At 62.0% G+C, this 24118-nt stretch carries 25 protein-coding genes and 2 pseudogenes; 18 read left to right on the plus strand and 9 right to left on the minus strand.

All coding sequences use genetic code 11. The features are described 5' to 3' along the window. Positions 1–790: 790 nt before the first annotated feature. The 6 genes and pseudogenes from GGD66_RS38295 to GGD66_RS41830 all read right to left on the minus strand — a co-directional run bounded on the left by GGD66_RS38295 (position 791) and on the right by GGD66_RS41830 (position 5212). Positions 791–1267 carry a DUF2269 domain-containing protein gene (locus GGD66_RS38295; protein WP_026202655.1) on the minus strand — a complete coding sequence of 159 codons (477 nt, stop codon included), beginning with the start codon at positions 1265–1267 and terminating at the stop codon, positions 791–793. Continuing rightward, on the minus strand, positions 1267–2544 hold the full coding sequence (locus GGD66_RS38300; protein ID WP_183238168.1) for an SDR family oxidoreductase: 1278 nt from the start codon (positions 2542–2544) through the stop codon (positions 1267–1269). The genes GGD66_RS38295 and GGD66_RS38300 overlap by 1 nt, the downstream gene beginning before the upstream one ends. Positions 2545–2566: 22 nt before the next feature. After that, the gene (locus GGD66_RS38305; RefSeq protein WP_020508791.1) at positions 2567–3121 is read right to left on the minus strand and encodes a hypothetical protein; all 555 of its coding nucleotides are present in this window, start codon (positions 3119–3121) and stop codon (positions 2567–2569) included. A gap of 46 nt (positions 3122–3167) precedes the next feature. Continuing rightward, the gene (locus GGD66_RS38310; protein ID WP_183238167.1) at positions 3168–3302 is read right to left on the minus strand and encodes a DUF2934 domain-containing protein; all 135 of its coding nucleotides are present in this window, start codon (positions 3300–3302) and stop codon (positions 3168–3170) included. 1176 nt (positions 3303–4478) lie between these two features. Continuing rightward, a pseudogene (locus tag GGD66_RS41825) lies at positions 4479–4665 on the minus strand (NAD(P)-dependent oxidoreductase); the annotation flags it as partial. A gap of 80 nt (positions 4666–4745) precedes the next feature. After that, positions 4746–5212 (minus strand): annotated as a pseudogene (locus GGD66_RS41830) (metallophosphoesterase family protein). Between the two features lie 169 nt (positions 5213–5381). Between GGD66_RS41830 and GGD66_RS42130 the strand changes: the two are divergent. From GGD66_RS42130 to GGD66_RS42315, 14 genes are all read left to right on the plus strand, one after another. After that, positions 5382–5504, plus strand: coding sequence for a hypothetical protein (locus GGD66_RS42130; RefSeq protein WP_018322011.1), 123 nt, complete (start codon positions 5382–5384; stop codon positions 5502–5504). A 113-nt stretch (positions 5505–5617) separates the two neighbouring features. Then, positions 5618–6601 (plus strand): cytochrome c oxidase subunit II, encoded by a 984-nt coding sequence (gene coxB, locus GGD66_RS38320; protein WP_245283345.1) that lies wholly within the window; start codon positions 5618–5620, stop codon positions 6599–6601. A gap of 2 nt (positions 6602–6603) precedes the next feature. Next, positions 6604–8511, plus strand: a complete 1908-nt coding sequence (gene ctaD, locus GGD66_RS38325) for a cytochrome c oxidase subunit I (RefSeq protein ID WP_183261775.1) — start codon at positions 6604–6606, stop codon at positions 8509–8511. Beyond that, positions 8508–9107, plus strand: coding sequence for a cytochrome c oxidase subunit 3 (locus tag GGD66_RS38330; protein WP_018322014.1), 600 nt, complete (start codon positions 8508–8510; stop codon positions 9105–9107). The genes ctaD and GGD66_RS38330 overlap by 4 nt, the downstream gene beginning before the upstream one ends. Continuing rightward, entirely contained in the window at positions 9104–9457 is a 354-nt protein-coding gene (locus GGD66_RS38335; protein ID WP_018322015.1) for a hypothetical protein, read from the plus strand. The genes GGD66_RS38330 and GGD66_RS38335 overlap by 4 nt, the downstream gene beginning before the upstream one ends. Next, complete coding sequence (locus GGD66_RS38340) at positions 9445–10368, plus strand: cytochrome c oxidase assembly protein (protein ID WP_018322016.1); 924 nt, start codon at positions 9445–9447, stop codon at positions 10366–10368. The genes GGD66_RS38335 and GGD66_RS38340 overlap by 13 nt, the downstream gene beginning before the upstream one ends. Positions 10369–10454: 86 nt before the next feature. Beyond that, the gene (locus tag GGD66_RS38345) at positions 10455–11243 is read left to right on the plus strand and encodes a heme-binding protein (protein WP_246789170.1); all 789 of its coding nucleotides are present in this window, start codon (positions 10455–10457) and stop codon (positions 11241–11243) included. A gap of 101 nt (positions 11244–11344) precedes the next feature. Further along, positions 11345–13192 carry a methanol/ethanol family PQQ-dependent dehydrogenase gene (locus GGD66_RS38350; RefSeq protein ID WP_183238166.1) on the plus strand — a complete coding sequence of 616 codons (1848 nt, stop codon included), beginning with the start codon at positions 11345–11347 and terminating at the stop codon, positions 13190–13192. After that, positions 13176–14027: a substrate-binding domain-containing protein gene (locus GGD66_RS38355; protein WP_018322019.1), complete on the plus strand. Its 852-nt coding sequence runs from the start codon at positions 13176–13178 to the stop codon at positions 14025–14027. The genes GGD66_RS38350 and GGD66_RS38355 overlap by 17 nt, the downstream gene beginning before the upstream one ends. Next, positions 14027–14656, plus strand: coding sequence for a cytochrome c (locus tag GGD66_RS38360; protein ID WP_183238211.1), 630 nt, complete (start codon positions 14027–14029; stop codon positions 14654–14656). The genes GGD66_RS38355 and GGD66_RS38360 overlap by 1 nt, the downstream gene beginning before the upstream one ends. A 19-nt stretch (positions 14657–14675) precedes the next feature. Further along, entirely contained in the window at positions 14676–15053 is a 378-nt protein-coding gene (locus tag GGD66_RS38365) for a cytochrome c family protein (RefSeq protein ID WP_183238165.1), read from the plus strand. 290 nt (positions 15054–15343) lie between these two features. Continuing rightward, on the plus strand, positions 15344–15622 hold the full coding sequence (locus tag GGD66_RS41835) for a hypothetical protein (RefSeq protein WP_246783513.1): 279 nt from the start codon (positions 15344–15346) through the stop codon (positions 15620–15622). 144 nt (positions 15623–15766) lie between these two features. Continuing rightward, on the plus strand, positions 15767–16249 hold the full coding sequence (locus GGD66_RS41840) for a PQQ-binding-like beta-propeller repeat protein (RefSeq protein ID WP_312014224.1): 483 nt from the start codon (positions 15767–15769) through the stop codon (positions 16247–16249). Beyond that, positions 16246–16566 (plus strand): PQQ-binding-like beta-propeller repeat protein, encoded by a 321-nt coding sequence (locus GGD66_RS42315; RefSeq protein ID WP_026202666.1) that lies wholly within the window; start codon positions 16246–16248, stop codon positions 16564–16566. Before GGD66_RS41840 ends, GGD66_RS42315 begins: the two co-directional genes overlap by 4 nt. An 88-nt stretch (positions 16567–16654) precedes the next feature. Here GGD66_RS42315 and GGD66_RS38375 read toward each other — a convergent pair whose 3' ends face one another. Beyond that, complete coding sequence (locus GGD66_RS38375) at positions 16655–18457, minus strand: SDR family oxidoreductase (protein WP_183261769.1); 1803 nt, start codon at positions 18455–18457, stop codon at positions 16655–16657. Between the two features lie 532 nt (positions 18458–18989). Between GGD66_RS38375 and GGD66_RS38380 the strand changes: the two genes are divergently transcribed. Then, entirely contained in the window at positions 18990–19772 is a 783-nt protein-coding gene (locus GGD66_RS38380; RefSeq protein WP_018322023.1) for a Crp/Fnr family transcriptional regulator, read from the plus strand. A 6-nt stretch (positions 19773–19778) separates the two neighbouring features. Here the strand turns inward: GGD66_RS38380 and GGD66_RS38385 are convergent, their stop codons facing one another. Continuing rightward, the gene (locus tag GGD66_RS38385) at positions 19779–20693 is read right to left on the minus strand and encodes a hypothetical protein (protein ID WP_183238163.1); all 915 of its coding nucleotides are present in this window, start codon (positions 20691–20693) and stop codon (positions 19779–19781) included. 14 nt (positions 20694–20707) lie between these two features. Further along, the gene (locus tag GGD66_RS38390) at positions 20708–20995 is read right to left on the minus strand and encodes a hypothetical protein (protein WP_183238162.1); all 288 of its coding nucleotides are present in this window, start codon (positions 20993–20995) and stop codon (positions 20708–20710) included. A gap of 326 nt (positions 20996–21321) precedes the next feature. Between GGD66_RS38390 and GGD66_RS38395 the strand changes: the two genes are divergently transcribed. Genes GGD66_RS38395 through GGD66_RS38405 form a run of 3 tightly spaced genes read left to right on the plus strand, consistent with a single transcriptional unit; the run spans position 21322 to position 24118 of the window. Then, on the plus strand, positions 21322–22422 hold the full coding sequence (locus tag GGD66_RS38395; RefSeq protein ID WP_018322027.1) for an inositol-3-phosphate synthase: 1101 nt from the start codon (positions 21322–21324) through the stop codon (positions 22420–22422). Continuing rightward, positions 22422–23018, plus strand: a complete 597-nt coding sequence (locus GGD66_RS38400; RefSeq protein WP_018322028.1) for a histidine phosphatase family protein — start codon at positions 22422–22424, stop codon at positions 23016–23018. The genes GGD66_RS38395 and GGD66_RS38400 overlap by 1 nt, the downstream gene beginning before the upstream one ends. After that, a complete protein-coding gene (locus tag GGD66_RS38405; protein ID WP_183238161.1) occupies positions 23015–24118 on the plus strand; it encodes a glycosyltransferase in 1104 nt (367 codons plus the stop codon). Before GGD66_RS38400 ends, GGD66_RS38405 begins: the two co-directional genes overlap by 4 nt.

Here is a 24118-nt window from a genome sequence, read left to right on the forward strand (position 1 = left end):
GGGGAGCGACTCGAGCCTCGACGTCAGTTTTTGCTTTCTCACTACAGCTCACGTGACATCTCGGCATTGACCGACGCTGAGCGCTGCTCGCGAAGCTGGGCATCTTAGTAGACCCTGCGGTGGGCGCCAGCCTGCGCTGCGCACGCGCTCTCTATCCGCTAACGTTTTGCGACGTTGCGCAGCTCCAACGAAGGACCCCCGACGCTTGCCTGCGATGGATTTTTCTTGATCTCCCGGTGCACACGTCATGCACGCGCGGCCTTCTAACGCATTGAGAAATTTGAACTCTGCTCCAATCCATCATGGACCAATTTGAGCGAGCTAGAGCATTTTAAAAGCGATGACATCAAAGATCGTCCGCTTCGAGCTAAGAGCTTTGGGTCGGGTAAGGCGTTGCCTTCCGAAGGCAAAGGTCATCTTCTCACGTGGTGGCTGGCTCGAGAGGCGTGTCGCACAGTGCCTCGCTCATCCTGTACCTCGACCGGCCCCTTGGTGAGGTGCCAAGCCTTCGCGGCCGCGTTGGTTCCTACCGCCTCCCCTCCCCCTCAATAGGCTTTGCGATCAACAGGCTGGCGCCGCTGCCGCGCGTCGCGCTCTATTCCTCGCGATCGAGAAGCTGGCGAATGTCGAGAAGAAACCGGGTGAGTCCCTCGTCGGCAGCCGTGTTGTCGGGCGGCCCAATGGTCGTGATGCCCCAGTTCGCTACGTCTGCGCGTTGTCCGGGCGGCTGCAGCAAGTTGGCATAGGAATACCCGATTCCTGAGTCTAGCTCGGCAATTCCTCCCATCTTTCAAAAAACCGCAGGTTGGGGTTTGGCTATCATCAGCCAGAGTATAGCGGCTACGGCAGTGAACGCTGGAATGCCGAAGGCGAACCATAGCCAAAAAATTCGGTGATATTCAGGCGGCAAAGGCGAGCCTTTTGCCGCCGCGATTGAGGCAATGTCCCTAAGGCGCATTTGCATCCAAACAACGGGCAGCCATAGCGCCCCTGTGATGAGATACAGCACGATCGACCAAACGATCCATCCTTCCCAGAAGGAGTAACCGACGTGCAGCACAAGCAGCGAGCCTGTGACGGGCTGTGCAACGACGGCAGTGGCTGTGAAGATAAAATCCGCAATCACAACAATTCGGGCGACGCCCGCGATCACGGAGGGCTTTCCGCCGAGGTGAGCTGCAAGCATGAAGAATGCAATGCCGGATCCCGTGCCAAGCAAGACAGCGGCGCCGACGATATGTAAGTACTTGAGAACGAAGTACAGCATCATCGATCTTCAAGAACAGCTAGCGCTGCGAAATGCAGGACGATAATCGGCCAGATTTTCAGCATCGGCCCTAGAGGGTCGGCCCATAGGCGAGGCACAAGTATGGTCCCGATGATCGCGTAAGTGAAGGAAATCGCGATGGCCGCATAGACGCCGTACCGGCTGGTTGGGCGATAGGCAATCGCGAGTCCAATCACCAGGTCGGATAATGCGCCGGCGACCACCGTGAGCGCCGCACTCGCTCCTTCGACGCCGCCCTCGCCCATGAGACCCATACCGTAGCCCCAGCCCGGCCCGAGCGAGACAAAGGCAGTCGAGATCCAGAATAGAGACAACACAATAAGTATCGCTGGCTTGAGCAAATACATCCGCGCAAACCAGCGTTCCTGCACTGAAGCTGGTTCGGAGGCGAAGAACTCCGGCAGGCCTCTTGGATGCAGCCCAAGCCGCCGCATGTCTTCGAGATCGCCGACCGCGCCCCGCCTGATCTCCCGCTCGGCAGTGCTTCGTACGGGAGGCCGCCAGCCCAACAGCGAAATCATGTCACCGAATTTGTACATCAGGCTCGAAGCGAAGTTCGGCAAACGGATCTCGCGCGCCGGAGGCCAACGGTACCAACGGCGGATCAGTGCAATGACTTCATGGAAAGAATGGCGATGCGGGCCGACCAGTTCGACAATTGTCCGTGTCGGCGCACCGGGCTCTAGAAAATGCTGCACTGTTTGCACGACGTCCTCGAGCAGGACGATCTGGAGCTGTCCCGTGTTCGGCATCACCGGCAGAGCCGGCAGGGCCGCCAAGCCTCGCATGAGCGCGCTGGCCCCATAGGCCGCCCGACCGATCACGACAGACGGCCGCAAGATGATCCAGTCGAGGTCACGCCCCATCAGAGCCTTGTCGCCAGATAATTTCGTTTCTGAAAACGCGCTGGGAGTTTGCCGGTCTACCCCGATTGCGGAGAAATGGATGACGCGGCGGATTTTGAGTTGCTCACAGGCGGCAAAAAGATTCGCAATGCCCTGATGATGGACCATTGACGTGGAATCCTTTGGGCTATCTTGGAGTACCCCGGCGCAATTCACTACGGCTTCTACGCCATCGAGGTGGGGCAGCCAATAAGACGGAGACGTCGCCTGGTTAAGGTCGACCGAGATAGCACTCGGACTCCCAAAATCCACGCTTCTACTCATAGAAACAATTGAATGGCCGCGCGAGGATAGGTAAGCCACAATCGCGGATCCCAATAGTCCTGTCCCTCCGATGACAGCAACCTTCATTGATGGTCCTCCGCGTTCGGAGCTAAGCCCTGTTCCGCGATCGCAAACCTCGAACGAATTCCTCCATATAGGGAAGGACTTCAAACAGCAGGACTGCGAATAAGAATGCAGCCACGTAGGTCCAGGGTAATGGCTCTCGCTTCAAGACGAGTTCGTAGCGTGCGGGCTCAGACCCCATCCCCCAGAGGCTAAGGAATTGCGGCCAGTTCAAGATAATCACGATGACCATCGCCATGAGGGGCATCAGTTCAAGAAAACTATGGACCTGCTGTTCGATGGGCGTGATGAGCCGCTTATGGCTAGCGAATGTTGTGTCCCAGAGGGCTGTCAGCTGATGCGCAACAAAGCCCGCGATCATAGTCGCGATAATAAGAGCGTTAATCTCCAAAAAAATCGCCGCCAGCATCGGTATCGCCAGCTCGATCAACATCAATAGATGAAGCAGAGTTTCCTTATAACCGCTCGTTATCTCAATCCGAGAAGCGCGATGGCAAAGGTAATCAGCAAAGCCGGCCAATAGCCAAAGGGGCAGCACAAAGTACAGCAATATGGTTTCGGCTGCTGCGAAATGAGACATTCGGCAAGCGCTCTCCTCTCTACAGGCTGCCTGGAGTGCGGAGGGGTTATGACCTGTCCTCATTTCGCAACTCCTGGTTCGCCAACTGGAAGAATTCTTCCTCCCTGCCTTCGGGTTTGCCGTTCCGCTCCCATATTTCATAGGTGCGCTTCTCGATTTTCTTTTCGGTCGGTTGGGCCACCACGACCTCCTTCAACTCTGTAGGGGATCGTGGGGTTGTCGGCTAATCGCGACCTCTTCAACAGTTCGCGCCAGCGATGGCTGGGCCGTCTGCTGCCGAAGCTCCATATTTTTCACTCGTCGGGGCGAATCCCCCTCCGCTGATAAGCACGACAAGTCCGCGAGGTTCCTTCGCTGAATGAACGCGGCGGGCGCGGCTTGCGTTCCTCGCTTCTCACTTCCCAGTGCACGGTCAGGAAATGATCTGCAGCGATCCCGTGCTCTTATTTCCTGCCTGTCGCGCTCCGGTCTCGAAACGGCGTAGCGCGCGTTCACTTGCTGGATGAGGTCGAGCCGGGGCGTTGTTCGGAGTCGTGGTGGTGGTCTGATGTCCGACATCGCGTCCATTGTAGAAGACTGCCGCGACGACCGCTATGACGAAGATGGCGCCGACCATCCAGCCACTGCGCTGTTCTGCCGTGACCGAACGATGGTGTGGTCGTTCTGATCCATGCTGTTCTCCCGTGACTGCCTCGAAAACATGTCGCCGGGAGAGATGTTCCTAACTCGGCTTGCTCGGTCGCGGCACAACATCTACCGATCGAAGACGCATCGGTTGGCCTCCCGGCGGGCGACAGGATCGTCGACGATGCATCGGATGCCTGGCGTCGGCGGGCGACCATAACGCCGACACCAATGCCGCGGCCAGGGACCGGAGCGGTGCCGCGATGGCGATGTCCCGCAGTTGCTGGGGAAATGAGCGCTGTGGCTGCCTTCGCAGGTGCTCCATGCCGCGGGGTTTCCGCTCTCCGGGCGCCGGTTGCTGCCGAGGGGTTACCAACGCTGGGATCATCAGAAAGGCCGGATGCTTCGGTCATTGCGGACGCGTCTTTCAGGTCCATGGGAAACCTCGTGTGGCAGGTTCGAAGCAACCGTTCGCTGCCCGTGCGGTTCCTCGATCGGCTTGCAACAACAGAAGCGCGAAAATAACCCCATGCACAGTAACCCACAATGGAATCAATGGATTAGCGGCCGATCGCGACGTACTTCTGTTTTTTCGAATCCAGCTTGACGCGTCGGGCAAAATACTCCTAGACAGACATCATCCCGAAACGGTACGTCCTGAATTGCTAGCCGCAACCAGGATTGCTGAACGCGGGCGCCGCCCCGCACCTGTGTGCATTGGAACAGATGAACGGCTGACGGCCAACGTGGCCCCCGACGCATAGCTCGAGAGCGGGTTGGGCAGCAGCACATAGGCCGCCGCGAGCTCGGAGGGCTTTCCGGCGCGCTGCGTCGGCACCTGCTTGCCGAAATTTTTGACGGAGTCCTCCGGCACGGTCGCCGGAATGAGGGGGCCAGATCGGCTCGGGAGCGGCTCCGGAGTTTGCGCCGGTGACGGAAGCGACGGCAAGCGTTCCTGACCCGCAGTCAGACCTCTTCGTCCAAGCGCCATATGTCGGCGCTAGGACCGACCGAGCGTGTGCACGATCGGTCGAAGCTCGCCGCTCTCGTCTAGATCGAGCGTCGCAAGCGTGATCGGAAGCTTGAAGCGTCGCGGCCCGGCGCCCCCGGGATTGAGATAAAGAACCTCGTCAACCGTCCTGACGCTCCCCGGTGCGAATGACCGCAAATCACGGCAGCGGTGCCCTCAGGCGCAGGTTTGCTCCCGAGCCCGTTCAGATCATGCAGGATGTAGAAGTCGTACCGGCCGAGGCGCACAGTCTCCGTATCCCGATAGTCCCGCGCCCAATGGCCGGTATCGACATTCCCCCGAATCGCAGTGACAGGCGCAATCGTGCGCAGCCCTTCGAGCACCTACCCGGCACCGATATCGCGGGCATGAATGATATGCGCGACTCCGTTAAGGCAAGGCGCCACTTCTGGCCGTAGGAGCCCGTGCGTGTCCGAGATCACCCCAATTCTGATCACAGCGCTCTCATGACGTCCCGCCGCGTTCCCGCGCTTAGGAACCACGGCAGCTTGCTCGCAGTTGGCGTCGTAGCGAATGCGCCCATCTTGACCGGAACACCGAAGCGACGCAACGCCGCGATGATCGACAAAAGCTGATGGCAAGGTGATCGAACGCGGAGGACGATATATGTTCGAAGACCTTCGCGCGATCGCCCAGCCCGGAGCGATGATTGCCATAGTCCTTGTCTTGCTGCTGATGGCCGTGGCTGACGGGGCAATCTTCATCGCAGCCAGGGGCTGGCCCTTCTGACTTGTGAGACCAGCCGCCTCGCTGCAATAGGAACCTTCATAGGATTGACCGGTTCGCCCTGCAACAGGAGAGCACGGCGAACATCGATGCCCGTCCGGATACGAACGGCTCTGGTGCCATTTACGACGTTGCCGCTGGCCGCATGTGCCGGCCGCCAGTCCGTGCTCGATCCGCAGGGACTTCAATCTGACGAGATCCTCCACACCCTCTTCATCTTCCTGATCGTGGCGGCCGTCGTCTGGATCGCCGTGGTGATCGTGCTTTGCGTGAGCATGCTGCGCCGGAAGCGCGGGGCTGACCAACCCCTCGCACTGGACGCGCCCTTTGAGCAAACGACCGGCCGCGTCGTCTTTGCCTTGGGGCTCGCAACCCTCGTCATCGTGCTCGGGCTCTCGATCGTCAGCTATGCCGGTCAGCGCACCGTCTTCGCCAAGGACGAGCACGCTCTCACCCTCAAGATTATAGGCCATCAATGGTGGTGGGAAGTCCGATACGAGGACGACAGCCCCGACAAGAGCTTCGTCACCGCGAACGAGGTCCGCATTCCGACCGGGCAACCGGTGAAGGTCGAGCTTGAATCCGCCGATGTGATCCACAGCTTCTGGGTCCCGAGCCTGACCGGAAAGATGGATCTGATCACCGGGCAGAAGAACGAGCTTCAATTCACGGCGAAAAATGCCGGCGTCTATCGCGGCCAATGCGCCGAATTTTGCGGCCTTCAGCACGCGCACATGGCCTTCGCCGTGCTCGCGCTATCGCCGGACGAATTCGGCCGCTGGCGCGATCACGAAAACCAGAGCGCAAGCAGCCCGACCGACCCGCTCGGCAAGCAGGGCGAGCAGCTGTTCCGCGGAAGAGGCTGTGCGCTCTGCCATACCGTCCGCGGGACGCTTGCCGGCGGGCAGCTCGGCCCCGACCTCACTCACGTCGGAAACCGAACAACGCTTGCAGCCGGAACGCTGCCGATGTCATCGGCAACCCTCGCCGCCTGGATCGCCGATCCCCAGCACATCAAACCCGGCAACATGATGCCGAGGATGCCGCTGCAATCGGATGAGCTCATCGCGATCCTTCACTATCTGGAGCAGCTCAAGTGAGCATGGTGGCCGAGCAACGCGAGCTGCGCGATGACGCTCTGAATGGTCTCCAGCTTTCGACCCGGCTCGAGGGCATCTGGCGCACACCTTCCGGCTTTTTCGGCGCACTGATGTCGGTGGACCACAAGGTCGTGGGGCGCCGCTACATCGTCACGGCATTCGCGTTCCTGCTGCTCGGAGGACTTCTCGCGGTGCTCATGCGCGTTCAGCTCGCCCGACCCGAGAACACGTTCCTGTCGGCGGACAAGTACAACCAGATCTTCACGATGCACGGCTCGACGATGATGTTCCTGTTCGCCGTGCCTATCATGGAGGCCTTCGCCGTCTATCTCGTCCCGCTGATGGTCGGAACGCGAAACCTTGCTTTCCCGCGCCTGAATGCCTTCAGCTACTGGATGTTCCTGTTCGGAGGCTGCTTCCTCTGGATCTCCTTTGCGGTGAACGTCGGCCCTGATGTCGGCTGGTTTGCCTATGTTCCGCTGGCATCGCTGCAGTACACGCCGACGAAGCGCCCAGATGTCTGGGCGCAGATGATCACCTTCACCGAGGTCGCCGCGCTCGCGGTTTCCGTCGAGATCGTCGTGACCGTGTTCAAGCAGCGTGCGCCCGGCATGACGCTCGACCGTATCCCCCTCTTCGTCTGGGCGATACTGGTTACGGCGCTCCTCGTAATGTTCGCGATGCCGTCAATCATGGTCGCATCGACGTCGCTGATCCTGGACCGCCTCGTCAACACGCGCTTTTACGATTCGTCTTCGGGCGGGCATCCCCTGCTCTGGCAGCATCTGTTCTGGTTCTTCGGCCACCCCGAGGTCTACATCATCTTCATTCCCGGTACGGGCATGGTCTCGGCGATCCTCGCCACATTCGCGCGCCGGCCGGTGGTGGGCTACCCGGTCATCATCGTTTCGCTGATCGCGACGGGCTTTTTGTCGTTCGGCCTGTGGGTCCACCACATGTTCGTAACCGGTCTGCCCCAACTCGGCGCCGGCCTGTTCACGGCGTCCAGCATGCTGATCGCGGTGCCAAGCGGTCTACAGATATTTTGTTGGCTGGCAACGCTCTGGGATGGCCGCCCGGTCTACCGCACCCCGCTCCTGTTCGTGATCGGCTTTATCGTCATTTTCGTGCTTGGCGGACTGTCCGGCGTGATGGTCGCGTCGGTCCCAATCGACACCCAGGTGCATGACACCTATTTCGTCGTCGCCCACTTCCATTACGTCCTGATCGGCGGCGCCGTATTCCCGCTCATTGGCGCGGTCTACTATTGGTTTCCCAAGATCACCGGCCGGATGCTGAGCGAGTGGCTCGGCCGCTGGAACTTCTGGCTCGCCTTTGTCGGCTTCAATGTCGCGTTCTTCCCGATGCACATTCTCGGGTTGATCGGGATGCCGCGCCGCGTCTACACCTACACCGCCGACATGGATTGGGCGCACCTCAACCTGCTGTCCAGCGGCGGAGCCGCTATTTTTGCGCTCAGCTTTGCGCTGCTGCTCGTCAATGTGATCCTCAGTCTGCGCAGCGGCACGCTGGCGGGCGATAATCCCTGGGATGCCTCCACCCTGGAGTGGGCGACGTCCTCACCGCCGCCGCCGCAGAATTTCGACCGCATTCCCGTGGTCAAGCACCGCGATCCGCTCTGGCTCGACAACGCGAGCCTGGCTGTCGTTGCCGGCCTCAGCGTCGAGCGGCGAGAGGTGCTCCTGACATCGCTGGCCGAAGCGGAGCCGCAGATCCGGGAGGCGTCTCCCGAGCCGAGCATCTGGCCGCTCCTGACGGCCATCGCGACAACGGTGTTCTTCATCGGCTCGATCTTTACGCCTTGGGCAGTGCTGTGGGGCACGCCGCCGATGGCTGTCGCCTTGATCGGCTGGTTCTGGCCGGCCGGCAGCAAGGAGGACGAAGAGTGAGACAAACAATCGTCTGCAATGTCGCCGAGCTGCCTACCTATGGCTACGGTCCGCGCAGCGGCCCCTGGTGGGGCGCCATCGGCTTCATGGCGCTGGAGGGGATGGGATTTGCCATCGCGATCGGCGCCTACCTCTATCTCTATGCCGTCAATCCGAACTGGCCGATTGGCGCAGCGCCTCCCGATCTTTGGCCCGGCACGGCCGAGACCATCATCTATCTCCTGAGCATCATTCCGAACGAGATGACCAATCGCGTCGCTCATCGGCAGGACCTTGCGAAAGTACGCCCAGGCCTCATCGTGATGGCGCTGATCGGAATTGCCCTGCTCGTCCTGCGCGGCTTCGAATTCGCTCATCTCAACACGCGCTGGGACAACTCGGCCTACGGATCGATCGTCTGGTTGATCCTGGGACTGCACACGACCCACCTTGCCACCGACGTCGGCGACACGATCGTGCTGGCAGTGCTGATGTTCACCCGGCACGCCAAGCCGCGCCGGTTCAGCGACGTCACCGATAACGTGTTCTACTGGAATTTTGTCGTGCTGGCCTGGCTGCCACTCTACGTCCTGCTCGACTGGGTGCCGCGCCTATGACCGCCGCCGAAAGACATACCAGACTGCTTTATTGGTCCGGTGTCGCCCTGGGGCCGCTAGCCTGGGGCATCAACCTGCAAGGCGTCTATGCGCTCGCCCATTTCTCGTGCGAGACGACGAAGCTTACCGGCACGATCATGAGCACGGTCCTGGTCGTTGTCGCCCTCGCGGGCACAGTGATATCGGCACGCGCGGTCCGGCGCGGCGCGGGGGCTCAGTGGACCGATGCCCAAGGCGGCGGCCCCCGGACGTTCATGGCGTGGCTCGGCGTCGGCTCCGGCGTGCTGTTTGCGCTGGTGATCCTAAACCAGCTTGCGGCATCGCTCATGATCAGCCCATGCCTGCGCTGAGCCTGTTGGCGTTCCTGCTTGGCCTCATGGCAACGCCTGCAATGGCGCACGGCATCGCGGACGTCGACACGGGCTCGCTCTGGAGCTCCGATCCCTGGCTACTGGCGCCGCTTTATGTCGTCGGCATCGGCTTCTATGTCGGCACGCAGCGGCTGTGGCGCCATGCCGGCGGCGGCCGCGGTGTCAGCTTCCGTCAGGTCGGCGCATTCTGGACTGGATGGCTGGTGGTCGCGCTCACGCTGACATCGCCGCTGCATTGGCTCGGGGAGCGCCTGTTCACGGCGCACATGATTGAGCACGAGCTGCTCATGGTGGTCGGCGCGCCGCTGATAGCCTACGCCCGGATCAACGGGCCGATAATGTGGAGCCTGCCCGCCTCGCTGCGTCCCGCTGCGGGCCGTCTCTTGTGTTGGTCGACTCTGGCGCGGCCATGGGCCGTCATCAGCCATCCTGTCAGCGCGACCGCCCTGCATGGTTTGGCGCTCTGGGCTTGGCACGCGCCGCCTCTCTATGCGTGGGCACTCGAAAACACCGCCATCCACCGCCTCCAGCACATCAGCTTCTTTGCGACCGCGCTGTTGTTCTGGTGGGTGCTTTTCCATGGCCGCGGCGTCGGACGCAGCCTGCGGCTGCGGGACGGGATCGCGATCGCTTGCCTGTTCGTCACCGTCCTGCATTCCGGCGTGCTCGGAGCACTGCTGACGCTGTCGACACGCATTTGGGTTCCGGGACAAGGCGCACTCGCCAGCGAATTCGGTTTGTCTCCCCTGGAAGATCAGCAGCTCGCGGGCATTTTGATGTGGGTGCCCATGGGTATGCTCTACACCGGCGCAGCGCTGTTCTTCGCCTATCGTTGGCTCATCACGATTCCTGCGCACTGCCACATTCCAGCGGCTCGGCATGCCGGCTGAATGACCTTAGACCCACGGCGAACATAGGAACCGCGGCTGTAATGCAACGTTCGCCAGCTGACTCTCGACCATCCCGTGGAGGCCATATGGGCATACGAACCGTCCGAGCGACTGTTATCATCGCGGCCGCTCTTGCGATGCTGCAAGGCGCGACAGCGCAAGATCAGCCGCGCCCGGGAATGTCATGTCCGGTCGACCATGATCAGCTGGCGGACATCCTGAAGAAAAGCGTCAAGCCCAGCGGCGGCCCCAGCAATGGCGGCCTCGACAACAACGAGTGGGCTGCCGTGGTGAACCGGCAGGGAGTGGTTTGCGCCGTCGCCTACAGCGGCAGCAAGGTCGACGACCAATGGCTCGGCAGCCGCGCCATCGCCGCCGAGAAGGCCAACACGGCAAATGCGTTCAGCCTGAAAAACAAGGCGATGGCCACTGCCAATCTCTACGCGGGCGCCCAACCCGGCGGCTTCCTGTTCGGCGCGGCGCTCAGCAATCCGCCGTCTCCGGAAGTTATCTATGCGGGCACGCCAGAGGAGTTCGGCACGGCAAAAGATCCGATGGTCGGCAAGCCCGTTGGCGGCGTGATCGTGTTCGGCGGCGGGCTCGCACTCTATGACGGCAACGGCATTGCCGGCGCGCTCGGCGTCAGCGGCGACAGCTCTTGTGCGGATCACAATGTCGCCTGGCGCGTGCGACACTTCCTCGGCCTCGATCACGTGCCGACCGGCGTCAGCCCCAACATGAAGGACGCGATCATCTACGACATCGGGCCTGACGGCAAAAGCCCGTCGGGCTTCGGTCATCCCAAGTGCAACGGCAAGGAAGACCAGATCGCCGTCGATCTCGGTGCCGGCGTCTCGGGAAATGTCGTGAGATAGCGACACTCCGCAGAGCTTAGGAACCAAGCGGAAGCCAAACGTTTGTACGTTCGCAAACCGGCCTGGGCAAGGCCTCGTCGATGCCGTGGAGATCTTCACTTATGTTAGGTTTCGGCCTCAGGCGATTGCTGTGGGGAGTACTGAGTACGCTCTGCGCAGGCCTCGCATTGTTATCGCCTAGCTTTGCCCAGACCGATCTGGCCAGTCGCATGAAGGATCCCGATCAGTGGCCGATGGCTGCGCGCGACTACGCCAACACCCGTTACAGCGAGCTCGATCAGATCAACGCAGGCAATGCCTCACGCCTGCAGCTCGCTTGGACGTTCTCGATCGGAGCGGATCGCGGTCAGGAGGCCGCCCCCCTTGTGGTCGACGGGACCATGTATGTGGTCGGCCCCTATGCCGGCCCCTACCCGAACCGTGTGTTCGCGCTGGACGCAACAACGGGCGAGTTGAAATGGTCTTATGCGCCGAAGCCGGAGCCTGCTGCGGCGGGCGTTGCCTGTTGCGACGTCGTGAATCGCGGGCTTGCCTTCGACAACGGCAAGATCTTCCTCAATACGCTCGACAATCATTCCGTCGCACTCGATGCCAAAACGGGGAAGGAGCTTTGGCACACGAAGCTCGGCGAGATCAACAAGGGCGAGACCATCACGATGGCGCCCGTCATCGTCAAGGGCAAGGTTCTCATCGGCAACAGCGGCGGAGAGATGGGCGTGCGCGGCTGGGTTACCGCGCTCGACGAGAACACCGGAGCCATCGCCTGGCGCGCCTACGCCACGGGTCCCGACAAGGACGTCTTGATCGGCGACGACTTCAAGCCGTTCTACGACAACCTCAAGGGCAAGGATCTCGGCGTCAATAGCTGGCCTGCCGACCGCTGGCAGGTGGGCGGCGGCACCATGTGGGGATGGATCTCCTACGATCCCGACCTCAACCTGATCTACTACGGCACCGCAAATCCCAGTCCATGGAATGCGAACCAGCGAAGCGGCGACAATCTCTGGAGCACGACCATTTTCGCGCGCGATCCCGACAATGGCCATGCCAAATGGGCGTATCAGGTCAACCCGCACGATCTGTTCGATCATGACGAGATCAACGAGAACGTATTGGTCGACCTCGAGCTGAATGGTCAGCCGCGCAAGGTGCTGATTCATCCTGGCCGCAACGGCTACATGTACGTCATGGACCGCGCCACCGGCGAAGTGATCTCGGCGGACGCCTATGAATTCGTGAACGCCTACAAGGGCGTTGACTTCAAGACCGGCAAGATCATCCCGAATGAGGAGAAGACTCCCCTGGTCGGCAAGACGGTCGAGAACATCTGCCCGAGCGCGCCGGGCGCCAAGGATTGGCAGCCGTCAGCGTGGTCACCGCGCACCAAGCTTCTGTACGTTCCACATCAGCATCTCTGCATGAACTTCAAGGCGTCGCAGGTCGGTTATATCGCCGGCACGCCCTATGTCGGTGCCGATGTCGACATGTATGCCGGCCCGGGCGGCCATCGCGGCGAGTTCATGGCGTGGGATCCGGTCGCGCGCAAGAAGGTCTGGGAAATTCACGAAAAGCTGCCGGTCTGGAGTGGCGCGCTGGTGACTGCAGGCGACGTCGCCTTCTACGGAACGATGGACCGCCTGTTTAAGGCAGTGGACGCCAAAAAGGGCAACGTGCTCTGGCAGTTCCGCGCAGGCTCCGGGTTCGTCGGACAACCAATCTCCTATCGCGGCTCGGATGGGCAGCAATACATCGCAATCCTCTCAGGTGTCGGCGGCTGGCCCGGCGTGGTGGCGAATGTAGAGGTCGATCAGCGCGTACGCAATGGTGCGCTCGGTTTCACCGGTGCGATGCAGGATCTTCCGTTCTACACCACGGGCGGCAGCGAGCTCCTGGTGTTCAAGCTCGGCGGCGCCAGTGGTCAGGACAACAGCCATGCACCTCCGCAGTGATTGCGCCGCCCTTACTCTTGCACTTGCGCTTGCCGGCCTGACCGGAATCGCGTTCCCCGCATTCGCCGCGCCGAATGGCACGCTTCGTGTCTGCGCCGATCCAAACAATCTGCCATTTTCCAACAACACGGAAGCCGGCTTCGAGAACAAGCTTGCCTCCATGGTGGCCGAGGCGCTGGGACGCTCGGTGTCCTTCACCTGGTGGGCACAGCGTCGGGGCTTCATCCGCAACACGCTCAAGACGGAAAAATGCGACGTCGTGATAGGGGTGCCTTCCGGCTACGAACTCGTGGAGACCACAAAACCCTATTATCGCTCCACCTACGTCTTCGTCAGCCGCCAGGACGCGCATCTCGATCTGTCTTCGCTGCTCGACCCGCGCCTGCATCGTCTGGTGATCGGCGTTCATCTCGTAGGCGATGAGGGCAACAATCCACCGCCGGCGCAGGCGCTCGGCGAGCTGGGCATCGTCGACAATGTTCGCGGCTATTCGATCTATGGAGATTATCGTCAGGCCAATCCGCCTGCACGCCTGATCGAGGCGGTCGCGCGCGGCGAGATCGACGTCGCCGCGGCCTGGGGTCCGCTCGCCGGATACTTTTCCGGGCACTCCAGGGTGCCGCTGACGGTTACGCCGATCCAGGACGGCGAGCGTTTTGCGCCTCAGCAGTTTGAGTTCGCCATCTCGATGGGGGTACGCAAAGGAGACCGCGCGCTCCGCGATCAACTGAATGCTTACATCGACGAGCATCGGTCCGAGATTGCCGCACTGTTACGGAGCTACGGCGTGCCTATGGTCGACGTGCCGGTCGCAGCCTCCGGAGGACGTCAATGATGTCTGCGCCGCGCACGAGCGCCCTGTCCCTCCTGCTTGCGGCCTTCCTGAACGGCCCAGCTCTCGCCCAGCAAACCCTGCCACAATCTCAGGAGGCGCAGACGCCGATGTTGGCGCCGCGCCCGAATTTCGGCGGCAGCGTCGGCAATGGCCGACCGGGCGTGTTCATGCAGGTGCCCGTGACCACTCTTTTGCCGGGTGCGCAGCCGGATCCGCCTATGATCAAGAACCCGGTGCAGGGTGACCCCAATGCCGAGCAACGCGGGATGACCTATTTCGTCAATTTCAATTGCGTCGGCTGCCACGCGCCGAATGGCGGCGGCGGCATGGGCCCGGCTCTGAGCAACAACCTCTTCACCTACGGCTCGCAGCCCGAGAACATCTACCTGTCGATCTATCAGGGGCGCCCCAATGGCATGCCGGCCTGGGGCGGGGTGCTGCCGGACAGCGTGATCTGGGATCTCGTCACCTATATCGGCAAGATCAGCAACGAGCCCAGCCGGCAATGGGGTCGGACCTTCTCGGCCAATCCGCTGTCGCCTGAGGTCGAGCAAGTCCCGAGCGAGCAAGTCTCGACGACCGATCCGTGGTCCGCCACGAAGACCTTCAATTTCGGCCAAAAACCCTGATTAGAAAAGGGAGCAGCCGATGGTGAGTCCGACGACTCGATTACTCATCGCTTCGCTGCTGGCCGTGACCGCTGCGGCCTGCGAGGCAGGCAGGGCCACCGGCCCCGACAATTTCATGGGCGATGCGCGCCGTGGCACCGAGCTCGTCAAACAATATCACTGCGGCAGCTGCCACGACATTCCCGGCATCGCAGGTGCCGACGGCAATGTCGGCCCGCCGCTGCAGCGGATCGGCACGCGGAGCTACATCGCCGGCTACATCCAGAATTCGCCGGACAACATGGCCGACTGGATCGAAGATCCGCAGCGGGCGTTGCCGGGCAACGCCATGCCCAGAATGGGCATCCCGCAGAAGGACGCACGCGACATTGCCGCGTTTCTCTATACGCTGAAGTAAACCACATGAATTCCATCCACCGTTCGGCAAGATTGCTTCGCGACGCCGATACTGGCCACCACCGTTGTCATTGTGGCGATCATCGGATTGGCACTCATCGGCGGCGGCGCTTGGCTCGCGACGCTTGGCGGCTCCGTCTACTATCTCGTTGCCGGCATCACGCTCCTCCTCACGAGCTGGCTGCTCGCGCGCAGGGGCGTTCTGGGTCTATGCCGCGCTGCTGCTCGGCACCTTGGCGTGGGCGGTCTGGAAGCCGGGCTGGATTTCTGGTCGCTCGCGCTCGCGGCGACGTGCTTGCACCATTGGGCGTCTGGCTGCTGTTGCCGTTCATCGCGGGCCGCCTGATACCGCAGATGCGGACCGCGCGATGGGCGCTCGGCCTGGTGCTGATCGTGGCCGCTGGCGTGCTCGCTTTCTCCCTGGCGCGCGATCGTCACGACCTTGCCGACACCATCGCGGACGCCGGCGCCGTTGCCTCCTCCGAAGCAGCCCCGCCCACCGCCGGCGAGGACCGGACGGGTTATGGCGGCAGCGGTTTCAGCGCGCGCTATTCCGCGCTCGCCAGATAACTATAGCCAATGTAAAGCATCTCAAGCCTCGCCTGGGAGTTCCGCACAGGCGATCACAAGGGTCCTGATGATCCCGACGAGATCACCAGCGAGGCAACGCCGCTCAAGATCGGTGATCTGCTCTACACCTGCTCGCCGCACCAGATCGTGTTCGAGCTCGATGCGGCGACCGGCCAGTTGCGCTGGAAGTTCGATCCACAGGTCCAGCACAACAAGGCCTTCCAGCACATGACCTGCCGCGGCGTGTCCTATCACGCCACGAAGCCGGGCGCCGTGACGGCCGACGGCGCGACGGCGCCAGGCGATTGTCCGGAGCGCATCTTCGTGCCGACCAATGACGGCCGGATCTTTGCGCTGGATGCCCAAAGTGGCTCGCCTTGTGCCAGCTTCGGCGATCATGGGCAGATCGACCTCAAGGAAGGTAGCGAGGTCCAGACGTTCGGCTTCTACGAGGGTACCTCGCCGCCCGTCGTGACCGACAAGGTACTGATCGTCGGTGGTGCCGTCATCGATAATTATTCCGACAAGGTCCCGTCAGGCGTGATCCGCAGCTTCGACATCTATTCGGGGCGGCTGATCTGGGCCTTCGACGCCAGCAACCCGATCCGAACGGTGAGCTCGCCGTGAAATGGTGTGACGCCGACGGCATCTCGGCGGTCGATGAAAATCTCGGGCTCGTCTATGTCCCGCCCGGCTCGAGCTCTCCAGATATCTGGGGCGGTGGCCGTTCGCCTGACAAGGAGCACTACGATTCAGCGCTGATCGCACTCGACATCACGACCGGGAAGCTGCGCTGGTCATTCCAGAACGTGCATCACGATGTCTGGGACATGGACATGCCCTCGCAGCCGAGCCGGGTCGATCTCCGTTCGAATGGGCGGCACCACGCCCGCGATCTTTATCCCGGCAAAAGCCGGCGACGGGCGGCCAATCGACGCCGATGACGTATGAGGCAGGCGGCAAGCAATATGTCGTGACGGTCGATGGCGGGCACGGCTCGTTCGGCACCAAGCTCGGCGCCTACGTGCGGGCCTACTCGCTGCCATGATGCCCGTCGGTACGATGCGTGGATGCTCGGCGACGTCTTATCCCGCTCTGCCGGCGCGGACGAGCAACTGCCAAGGCTACGATGGCCGCACACGCTGCTATTCCAAGCACAGCTAGCCCTGCGCTGATGACCCCAGCCGGCGGAAGCTGCTTCCGCGCCAGCCAACCCCCATCGACCGACGTGCCCGGCGGAGACGCCTCGATCATGCTTCCCTCGCTAATCGGAGCCCGGCGCGCGCGCGACAAGAGAAACCGGAACGCGCCTCCGAGCAAATCCTCGGTCAGCTTCGGCGCCACGGCGTAGGCCATCTGACCGGCACGGGCCGGCCACCCGACGGCCATTTCATCGCGCGGCGCGCGAACCAGGCTCAAAAAGGTCTGGGCGACGTCTTCGGACTGGTACAACAATGGGCCCGGTTCGAGCCTCTCCCCGGACATGTTGGCGCCGTGGACGAATCCCGGCGTATCCACCATCGCCGGGAACACACCGCAGACATGGATGTGAGGATGTGCCCCGAGCTCCTGCCGCAGGCTTGCCGTGAATCCCCGCAGGCCGAACTTGCTTGCTGTATAGGCCGCAGCGAACGGTGTCGGCGCCCATCCTCCAAGCGAGATATTGTTGATCAGGACGCCTCGCTTCTGGCGCAGGAAGATCGGAAGGACTGCGAAGGCGCCGTGCATCGCTCCCAGCAGATTGACCTCAACAGTCCGGCGATGAAGTGCAAGATCGGCGTCCTGGTAGGCGCCGAACACACCCGTGCCGGCATTGTTGATCCAGACGTCGATCCCGCCGAAGGCGTCCTCCGCCTGCCTGGCCAGTCGCTGCACCGCCTCGGCATCGCTGACGTCGGTCGGGACTTCCAGGGCGCGGCCTCCCAGCGCCTCGCACTCCGCCGCTAGGCCACTCAGGACCTCGCCGCGCCGCGCGGCGAGCGCAACGCTCGCCCCTTCCCGCGCAAATGCCAGCGCCGCAGCCCGGCCTATTCCGCTGGATGCCCCCGTAATGACCACGCGCGTGCCTGCCATTGACCGGGTTGGCGATCGCGAAGTGCTCCTAGGAAGCAGCCATCGCAGTGACCGGCGGAGACGCTGTGCGCCGCCGGTTTCGAACCAGTCGCCGTGGGCAAAAATGACCCGCTCGGGCGCAAGGCCCACGAGCCGCTCTGCCGCGGCTTGGACGGAACGGCCGCCCAGGCGCAACAACATCCGCAAATAGATCGGTGCAATCCCGTCCGGCTTGGCGATGCCAAGCAGGCTTGCGGCGGCCTGATTCGAGCGAGGAAGATGATGAGGATCAAGATTTTGCACGAGATCCGTCAGGACCAATGTGCGGCTCCGTTTGTCGAATATCTCCACCTCGGAAAATATCGGGGCCTGCAACGAGACGGTCTCAAGCTCGACCGCCCACTCTTCAGGGGTGGTTTCGCCGAGCTCGCGATCAATGCGAAGGCCGGCCTCGCGTGCCTGCTTCCGCGCCGAAATTCCGCGCGCCGCGAAGGTCCGTGCTTGCGGCAACTCTCTCTGCCAAGCAAGCAAAAACGTCCAATGCGCAACGTTCGGCGCCATCAAATATTCGATCGAACCCAGACGTTCCAGCTCATCGCGCAGAGCTCGCGAATATCGCACCGGCGAGTGCAGGATAAGGTCGCCGTTCGACAACCGGATGACCGTCATGCGAACAGGCAGGCGCAAGCCCGCTGCACTGATGGGTGCATCGTCGGCGATCCAGATGTCGTCCGTAGCCCTCGTCAGGGTAGCAGTCAGTGGGGCGGCATCAACTTCGTGCATGAGCGTCTTCCGGTGGAGACCTTGCTCAAATCCCCGGGTAGAACGCTCGTTCCTCTCACCTATACCTCCGCGCGACGGAGGCTTCGGACAAAGCCCTGGAACCGGCCTGCCTGAGGTCGTCAAAAGACGTCTGTCCTCTTGTCGCCGCTTCCAGAAGCTTCGAGGCCACGTGAGTCCGGGCACCAATCTCGCGACAGAAGATGGTTTTGCAAACTTCCTCGAGCACGGCGCGCAAAAGCGCCGTCGGATCGGTGTCGAACATCCGCCTCCAGCTGAAGACCCAAGACTAAGGCAACGGGGACGGCGGGAGATTCAACATTGTTAAAGATCGAGCGACCCGTAGATAAATTTTCGCGCGGTTTGCAGCGGCCTCCTAGTGTGATCTCCTTTCCGTGGGAACATTGAAGATCGTCGAAGGTCGACTTGTATCCGCCGATGCATACGCATGGATCTATAGACAGTATCACAGGTTATTGCCTGCCCTTTTCCATTTGAGTCAGAGTTGGTGGAGGCGCGGGCGATCGGAAGACCAATGCAGACTGGATTTGCTTTTTCCAGGCTCGCCGATCACCTGGCGAGTCTCGGTGACGTGACCGCCGACGATCTCGATCTGCTGGCAGAGATGCCGAGCACGATCGCGCACCTCAATTCACATCAGGCGATCCTGCGCCACGGCGACGACAGCCATCAATGCTGCGTGCTGCTCCAGGGTTATCTGTCCTGGCAGGATGCCCAGCGAGCAAACGGGCAGATCACATCGATCTCTGTGCCCGGCGACATCGCTGACCTCCAGACACTCTACCGGCCCCGCGTCAACGGCAACCTCATTGCGCTCGGCCCCGCCGTTGTCGCGCTCGTGCCACATCGCTTCTTCCGCGAGCTATCAGCTCGCTCGCCTGCATTGTCGCGTACCCTGCTGCTGATGCTGCTTCGTGACCACGCCATACAGCGCAACTGGACCATCAACCTCGGCAGCCGGGATGCGTTGACACGAGTGGCCCACCTGCTCTGCGAGATCACCACGCGACTGCAAAATGTCGGGCTCGCCAAGGATTTGCGGTTGTCTTCGCCCTTCACCCAATCCGACCTCGCCGCCGCCTGCAGCATCTCTCCCGTCCACGCCAACCGCACCATCCAGGCGCTACGGCAGGGCAACCTGTTGCAATGGCAGGGCAAGACTCTGGTGATCTCGGACTGGCCCGGGCTGGTTCGGCTGGCGGGCTTCGAGCCCAACTATCTTGGCGTCCGGCCGCGCGATCAAAGCGCGCGGCCAGCCCAACTGGAATCGGATAAAGCGGCCGTCGTGCCGGCCTAACGGTATTTATGCGACCCTTTGCTTGCAATTCGCACGCGCCCGCAATGCTTCGGCCACCTCAGAGATGACAGCGCCCCAGTCGCCAGCCGCCTTTTGACGAAACAACCGCAAGCTCGGATACCAAAGTGAGCGGCACCCTGAGGATGGCCACCGCCAGTCACAGTCGGCGTGCAGCAGCACCCAGGCCTCGCATCCGAGTGCGCCCGCGAGATGTGCGACCATGGTATCCACGCAAATGGCCAGATCGAGCTGGCAAAGAAGATGGCCGAGGGTCGGGATGTCCGGCGTACTGATGTCGCACGCGCCGATCCGGATGAGATCTTCAGCCGGCGCATCCCTCTGAAGCGAGTGAAGCGCTACGCTAGGGACAGCGAGATGTCGCAGCATTGCGGGCGGAATCGCCCGTCGCTTGTCCCATTGGCCAACTTCCCAGACCAGGCCGACGGCAAAAATTTCGCCGTCGACTGAAACCGGCGTGCTCCTCGCTGGCAGAGTCAAATATGGCGCGGGCATCGCGACTTGCTCTCGCCCTACCTTGAGAGCGTGCGGTACCTCCATAATCTCTATATCCACCTCGAAATCTGTTTCGGGCGTCCCCTCTTGGAGCACAAGTGCGCGATCGACGCCTGTCGTGCGCTCCACCAGCGGTAAGAGTCCGGCCTGACACCAGACCGTGACGCTGCGCGCCAAGTCGCGGAGAGGCTGCATGAAGCGCAGAAACTGGAGGGTGTCGCCGAGCCCGTGGTAGCACCGCACCAGCACGTGCCTGTCCGTGAGCGGCTCGCCACGCCAGATCCGCTGGAGATGACGCGGGCCAGTGTGCTTTGGCGGATATGCCAGCACTGCCAGATCGCGGTCGTTGATGGCCCAGGCGCGCGCGAAATCGCCCGCGCGCATCGCCTCCACCCAGTCGTTCGCCATCGCCGGCGATCCGGCTAGCGGCGGACGAATTTGTGGAAACGGCTCAGCTTGCCGTCCCTGGTCCGGTCCTGGTGCAGCAAGGCAATATCAGCCTGATCGAATCTCTCGAAGAGTTCGTCCCAGCCGATACGGTCGAGGCCCTCATCCGGCGGATCGAAATCGATACGCAGGATGCCGGCATGCCCGTCCTCCTCGGTTGCCTTGACCGTCGCCGGCTGGCCACCGCGCTCATCCACCCATTTGCGCATCGCAGCGTGGTCGGTGGTCTGCTGGGCTTCGCTGCTCTGGGTTTTGGACGTCATGCGGCACCTCGCCTGTTGGTAGGTCCGGCAATGTCACGGGATCGCATCGAACCATCTGCCGTGAAACGCGGGTCGGCAAGATTTGTTCTTTACGGCGCGACACGGCTGATGCGAGACGACCTGCATCATCTTCTTCATCTTCATCCAAGATGATCTTCGTTCCTTTCATGCAGCCCCGGATTCTATCCCAGGTTAAGCCCGGTGCATTTTCTTGCCCGGAATCGATCCGCGCGCAGGCATAGCGGCTTGGACGCAGGAACGAACATACCTTCCGGCACGTTCGCCGACCTACTTACGCTGACACCACGCGCCGGAGGTTTTCGTCCATGCACTCCCGTCTTCAGGACAGGCGGCGCGTACGCGTCGGTATCGTCGGCGTCGGCAACTGCGCAAGCTCCTTCGTCCAGGGTCTCACCTACTATCGGAACGCCAATTCGAACGAGCCTGTGCCCGGCCTGATGAACGTCGACCTCGGCGGGTACCACATCAACGATATCCAGATCGCATCGGCCTTCGACGTCAACGCCAGCAAGGTCGGGCGCGACGTCGCCGATGCCATCTTTGCCAAGCCAAACAACACGCATCGCTTCGCTGATGTCGATCAGACTGGCGTGGTTGTTCAACGTGGCCCGGTGATGGACGGCATCGGTCATTATCTCGAAGATGACGTTCCGGTCGCTGACGTGCCGGAGGCCGATGTTTCGGAAGTCCTGGCGATGTCGCGCACCGACGTTCTGGTGTCCTACCTGCCCGTCGGCTCACAACGCGCAAGCGAATGGTATGCGGCACGCGCGATCGAAGCCGGCTGCGGTTACGTCAATTGCATCCCTGTCTTCATCGCCTCAAATCCGGACTGGCGGCGGCGGTTCGACGATGCCGGCCTTCCGATCATCGGCGACGACATCAAGAGCCAGGTCGGCGCGACTATCCTGCACCGCGTGCTTGCCAATTTGTTTCGCGACCGCGGCGTGCGGCTAGACCGCACATATCAGCTTAATGTCGGCGGCAACACCGATTTCAAGAATATGCTGGAACGCGAGCGGCTGACTTCGAAGAAGATATCCAAGACCCAGGCGGTCACCAGCCAGTTCGACGTCCCGATGGATCCCGACAACATTCACGTCGGGCCGAGCGACCACGTACCCTGGCTGACCGATCGCAAGCTCGCCTTCATCCGGCTCGAAGGCACGACGTTCGGCGGCGTGCCGCTGAGCGCCGAGGTCAAGCTCGAAGTGTGGGACTCACCGAACTCGGCGGGCGTCGTGATCGACGCGGTCCGCTGCGCAAAACTCGCCATGGACCGCGGCCAGGGCGGCGCCCTGACCGGCCCTTCGAGCTATTTCATGAAATCGCCGCCGCAGCAGTTCACCGACGAAGAGGCTGGACGGCGGACGCGCGCCTTCATCGACGACAAGGCGTACAGCTAATGGTCGGGATCATCCATCTTGTCCGCCATGGTCACCACGCCCTGCTCGGCCACACGTTGTGCGGCCGGATGAACGGCGTCACACTTGATGACATCGGTTGCGAGGAAGTCGCGCGTTGTGCGACCAACGTCAGTCCGCAGCCTGCCTTGATCCAGTCGAGCCCGCAGCGGCGCTGCACGCAATCGGCCTCCATTCTTGCGGCCCACTTCGGATCGGCGATCGAGATCGTTCCCGCGCTCGACGAGCTCGACTATGGCGAATGGACCGGACGATCGTTCGAGGAACTCGGCAGGGATCCGCGATGGTCACGCTGGAACAGGCGGCGCGGCAGCACCCGCCCACCCGGAGGCGAGAGCATGCGGTCGCTCCAGAATCGCGTCGTCGGCCATTTGGAGCAACTGCGCAACGATAATTCGACTGGCGCCGTCATCGCCGTCAGTCATGCCGAGCCGATCCGTGCGGCGCTGCTGCATTACGCACGCAGGCGTCTTGACGACTTCCTGTCGATCGAGATCGATCCATCCAGCATCAGCACTCTCAGCGCTGACAGAGGCGGGTTCAGGATTACCGGGATCAACCAGCGGGTGCCGGCGTGAAGATCGTCATTTTTGGACTGACGATCTCGTCCTCCTGGGGCAACGGCCACGCCACACTCTGGCGCGGCCTCTGCAAGCATCTGACGCGTCTCGGCCACATCGTCGTCTTCTACGAGCGCGACGTGCCCTATTATGCCGATGCCCGGGACTTCAATGAATTGCCCGGTGGGCAGCTGCGGCTTTTTTCGAATTGGGAGGAGACCCGCTCCCTCGCCCGCAATGACATCGCGGATGCCGATGTTGCGATCGTGACGTCCTACTGTCCCGACGCAATTGCGGCGACCGACCTGATCATCTCCGAAGGGCGCGCCTTACCCGTCTTCTATGATCTGGATACCCCGATCACGCTGGCGCGGCTCATGGCGGGAGAATCCGTTCCCTACATGGGTCCGCGAGGTCTACGCGACTTCGCGCTTGTCCTCAGCTTCACCGGCGGACCGCGCGTCGTCCAGGAGTTTCGCGACCGACTTGGGGCCCACGACATACGTCCCCTGTACGGCCACGTCGATAGCGATATTCACCGCCCAGTGCCGTCCGAGCCGCACTATCGCGCGGATCTGTCCTATCTCGGCACCTACTCCGAAGACCGCCAACACGGGCTCGAGGCGCTATTCGTCGAACCGGCGCGAGCGCGGCAAGACCTGCGCTTCCTGATTGGTGGAGCACAATATCCTGACGACTTTCCGTGGTCGCCCAACATCTACTTCGTGCGGCATCTGCCGCCATCGGAGCATGCGCCTTTCTTTGCGTCCTCACGCATGACCCTCAACGTCACGCGCAAAGCCATGGCGGAGATGGGCTGGTGCCCCTCCGGCCGTCTGTTCGAGGCGGCGGCCTGCGGCGTCCCGCTCCTGAGCGATGATTGGCCAGGCATCGTAGAGTTCTTCACGCCCGGCAGGGAGATCCTGATCGCCCGCGATGCACAGGACACTTTGGCTGCGTTGGCGCTGTCGAGCCCCGACCTCCAGTCCATCGCCAAGCGCGCCTATGAGCGGACGATGGATCAGCACACATCCGACAAACGGGCGCGCGAGCTGGTGGCGCTGCTCGAGCAGGCGGTATCCAGCGGCGCGCGTTACCAGCAATCCGAGGAGGCCTGA

Origin of the sequence: Bradyrhizobium sp. CIR48, assembly GCF_014198315.1 — a bacterium.
In the GTDB taxonomy this organism is placed as follows: domain Bacteria; phylum Pseudomonadota; class Alphaproteobacteria; order Rhizobiales; family Xanthobacteraceae; genus Bradyrhizobium.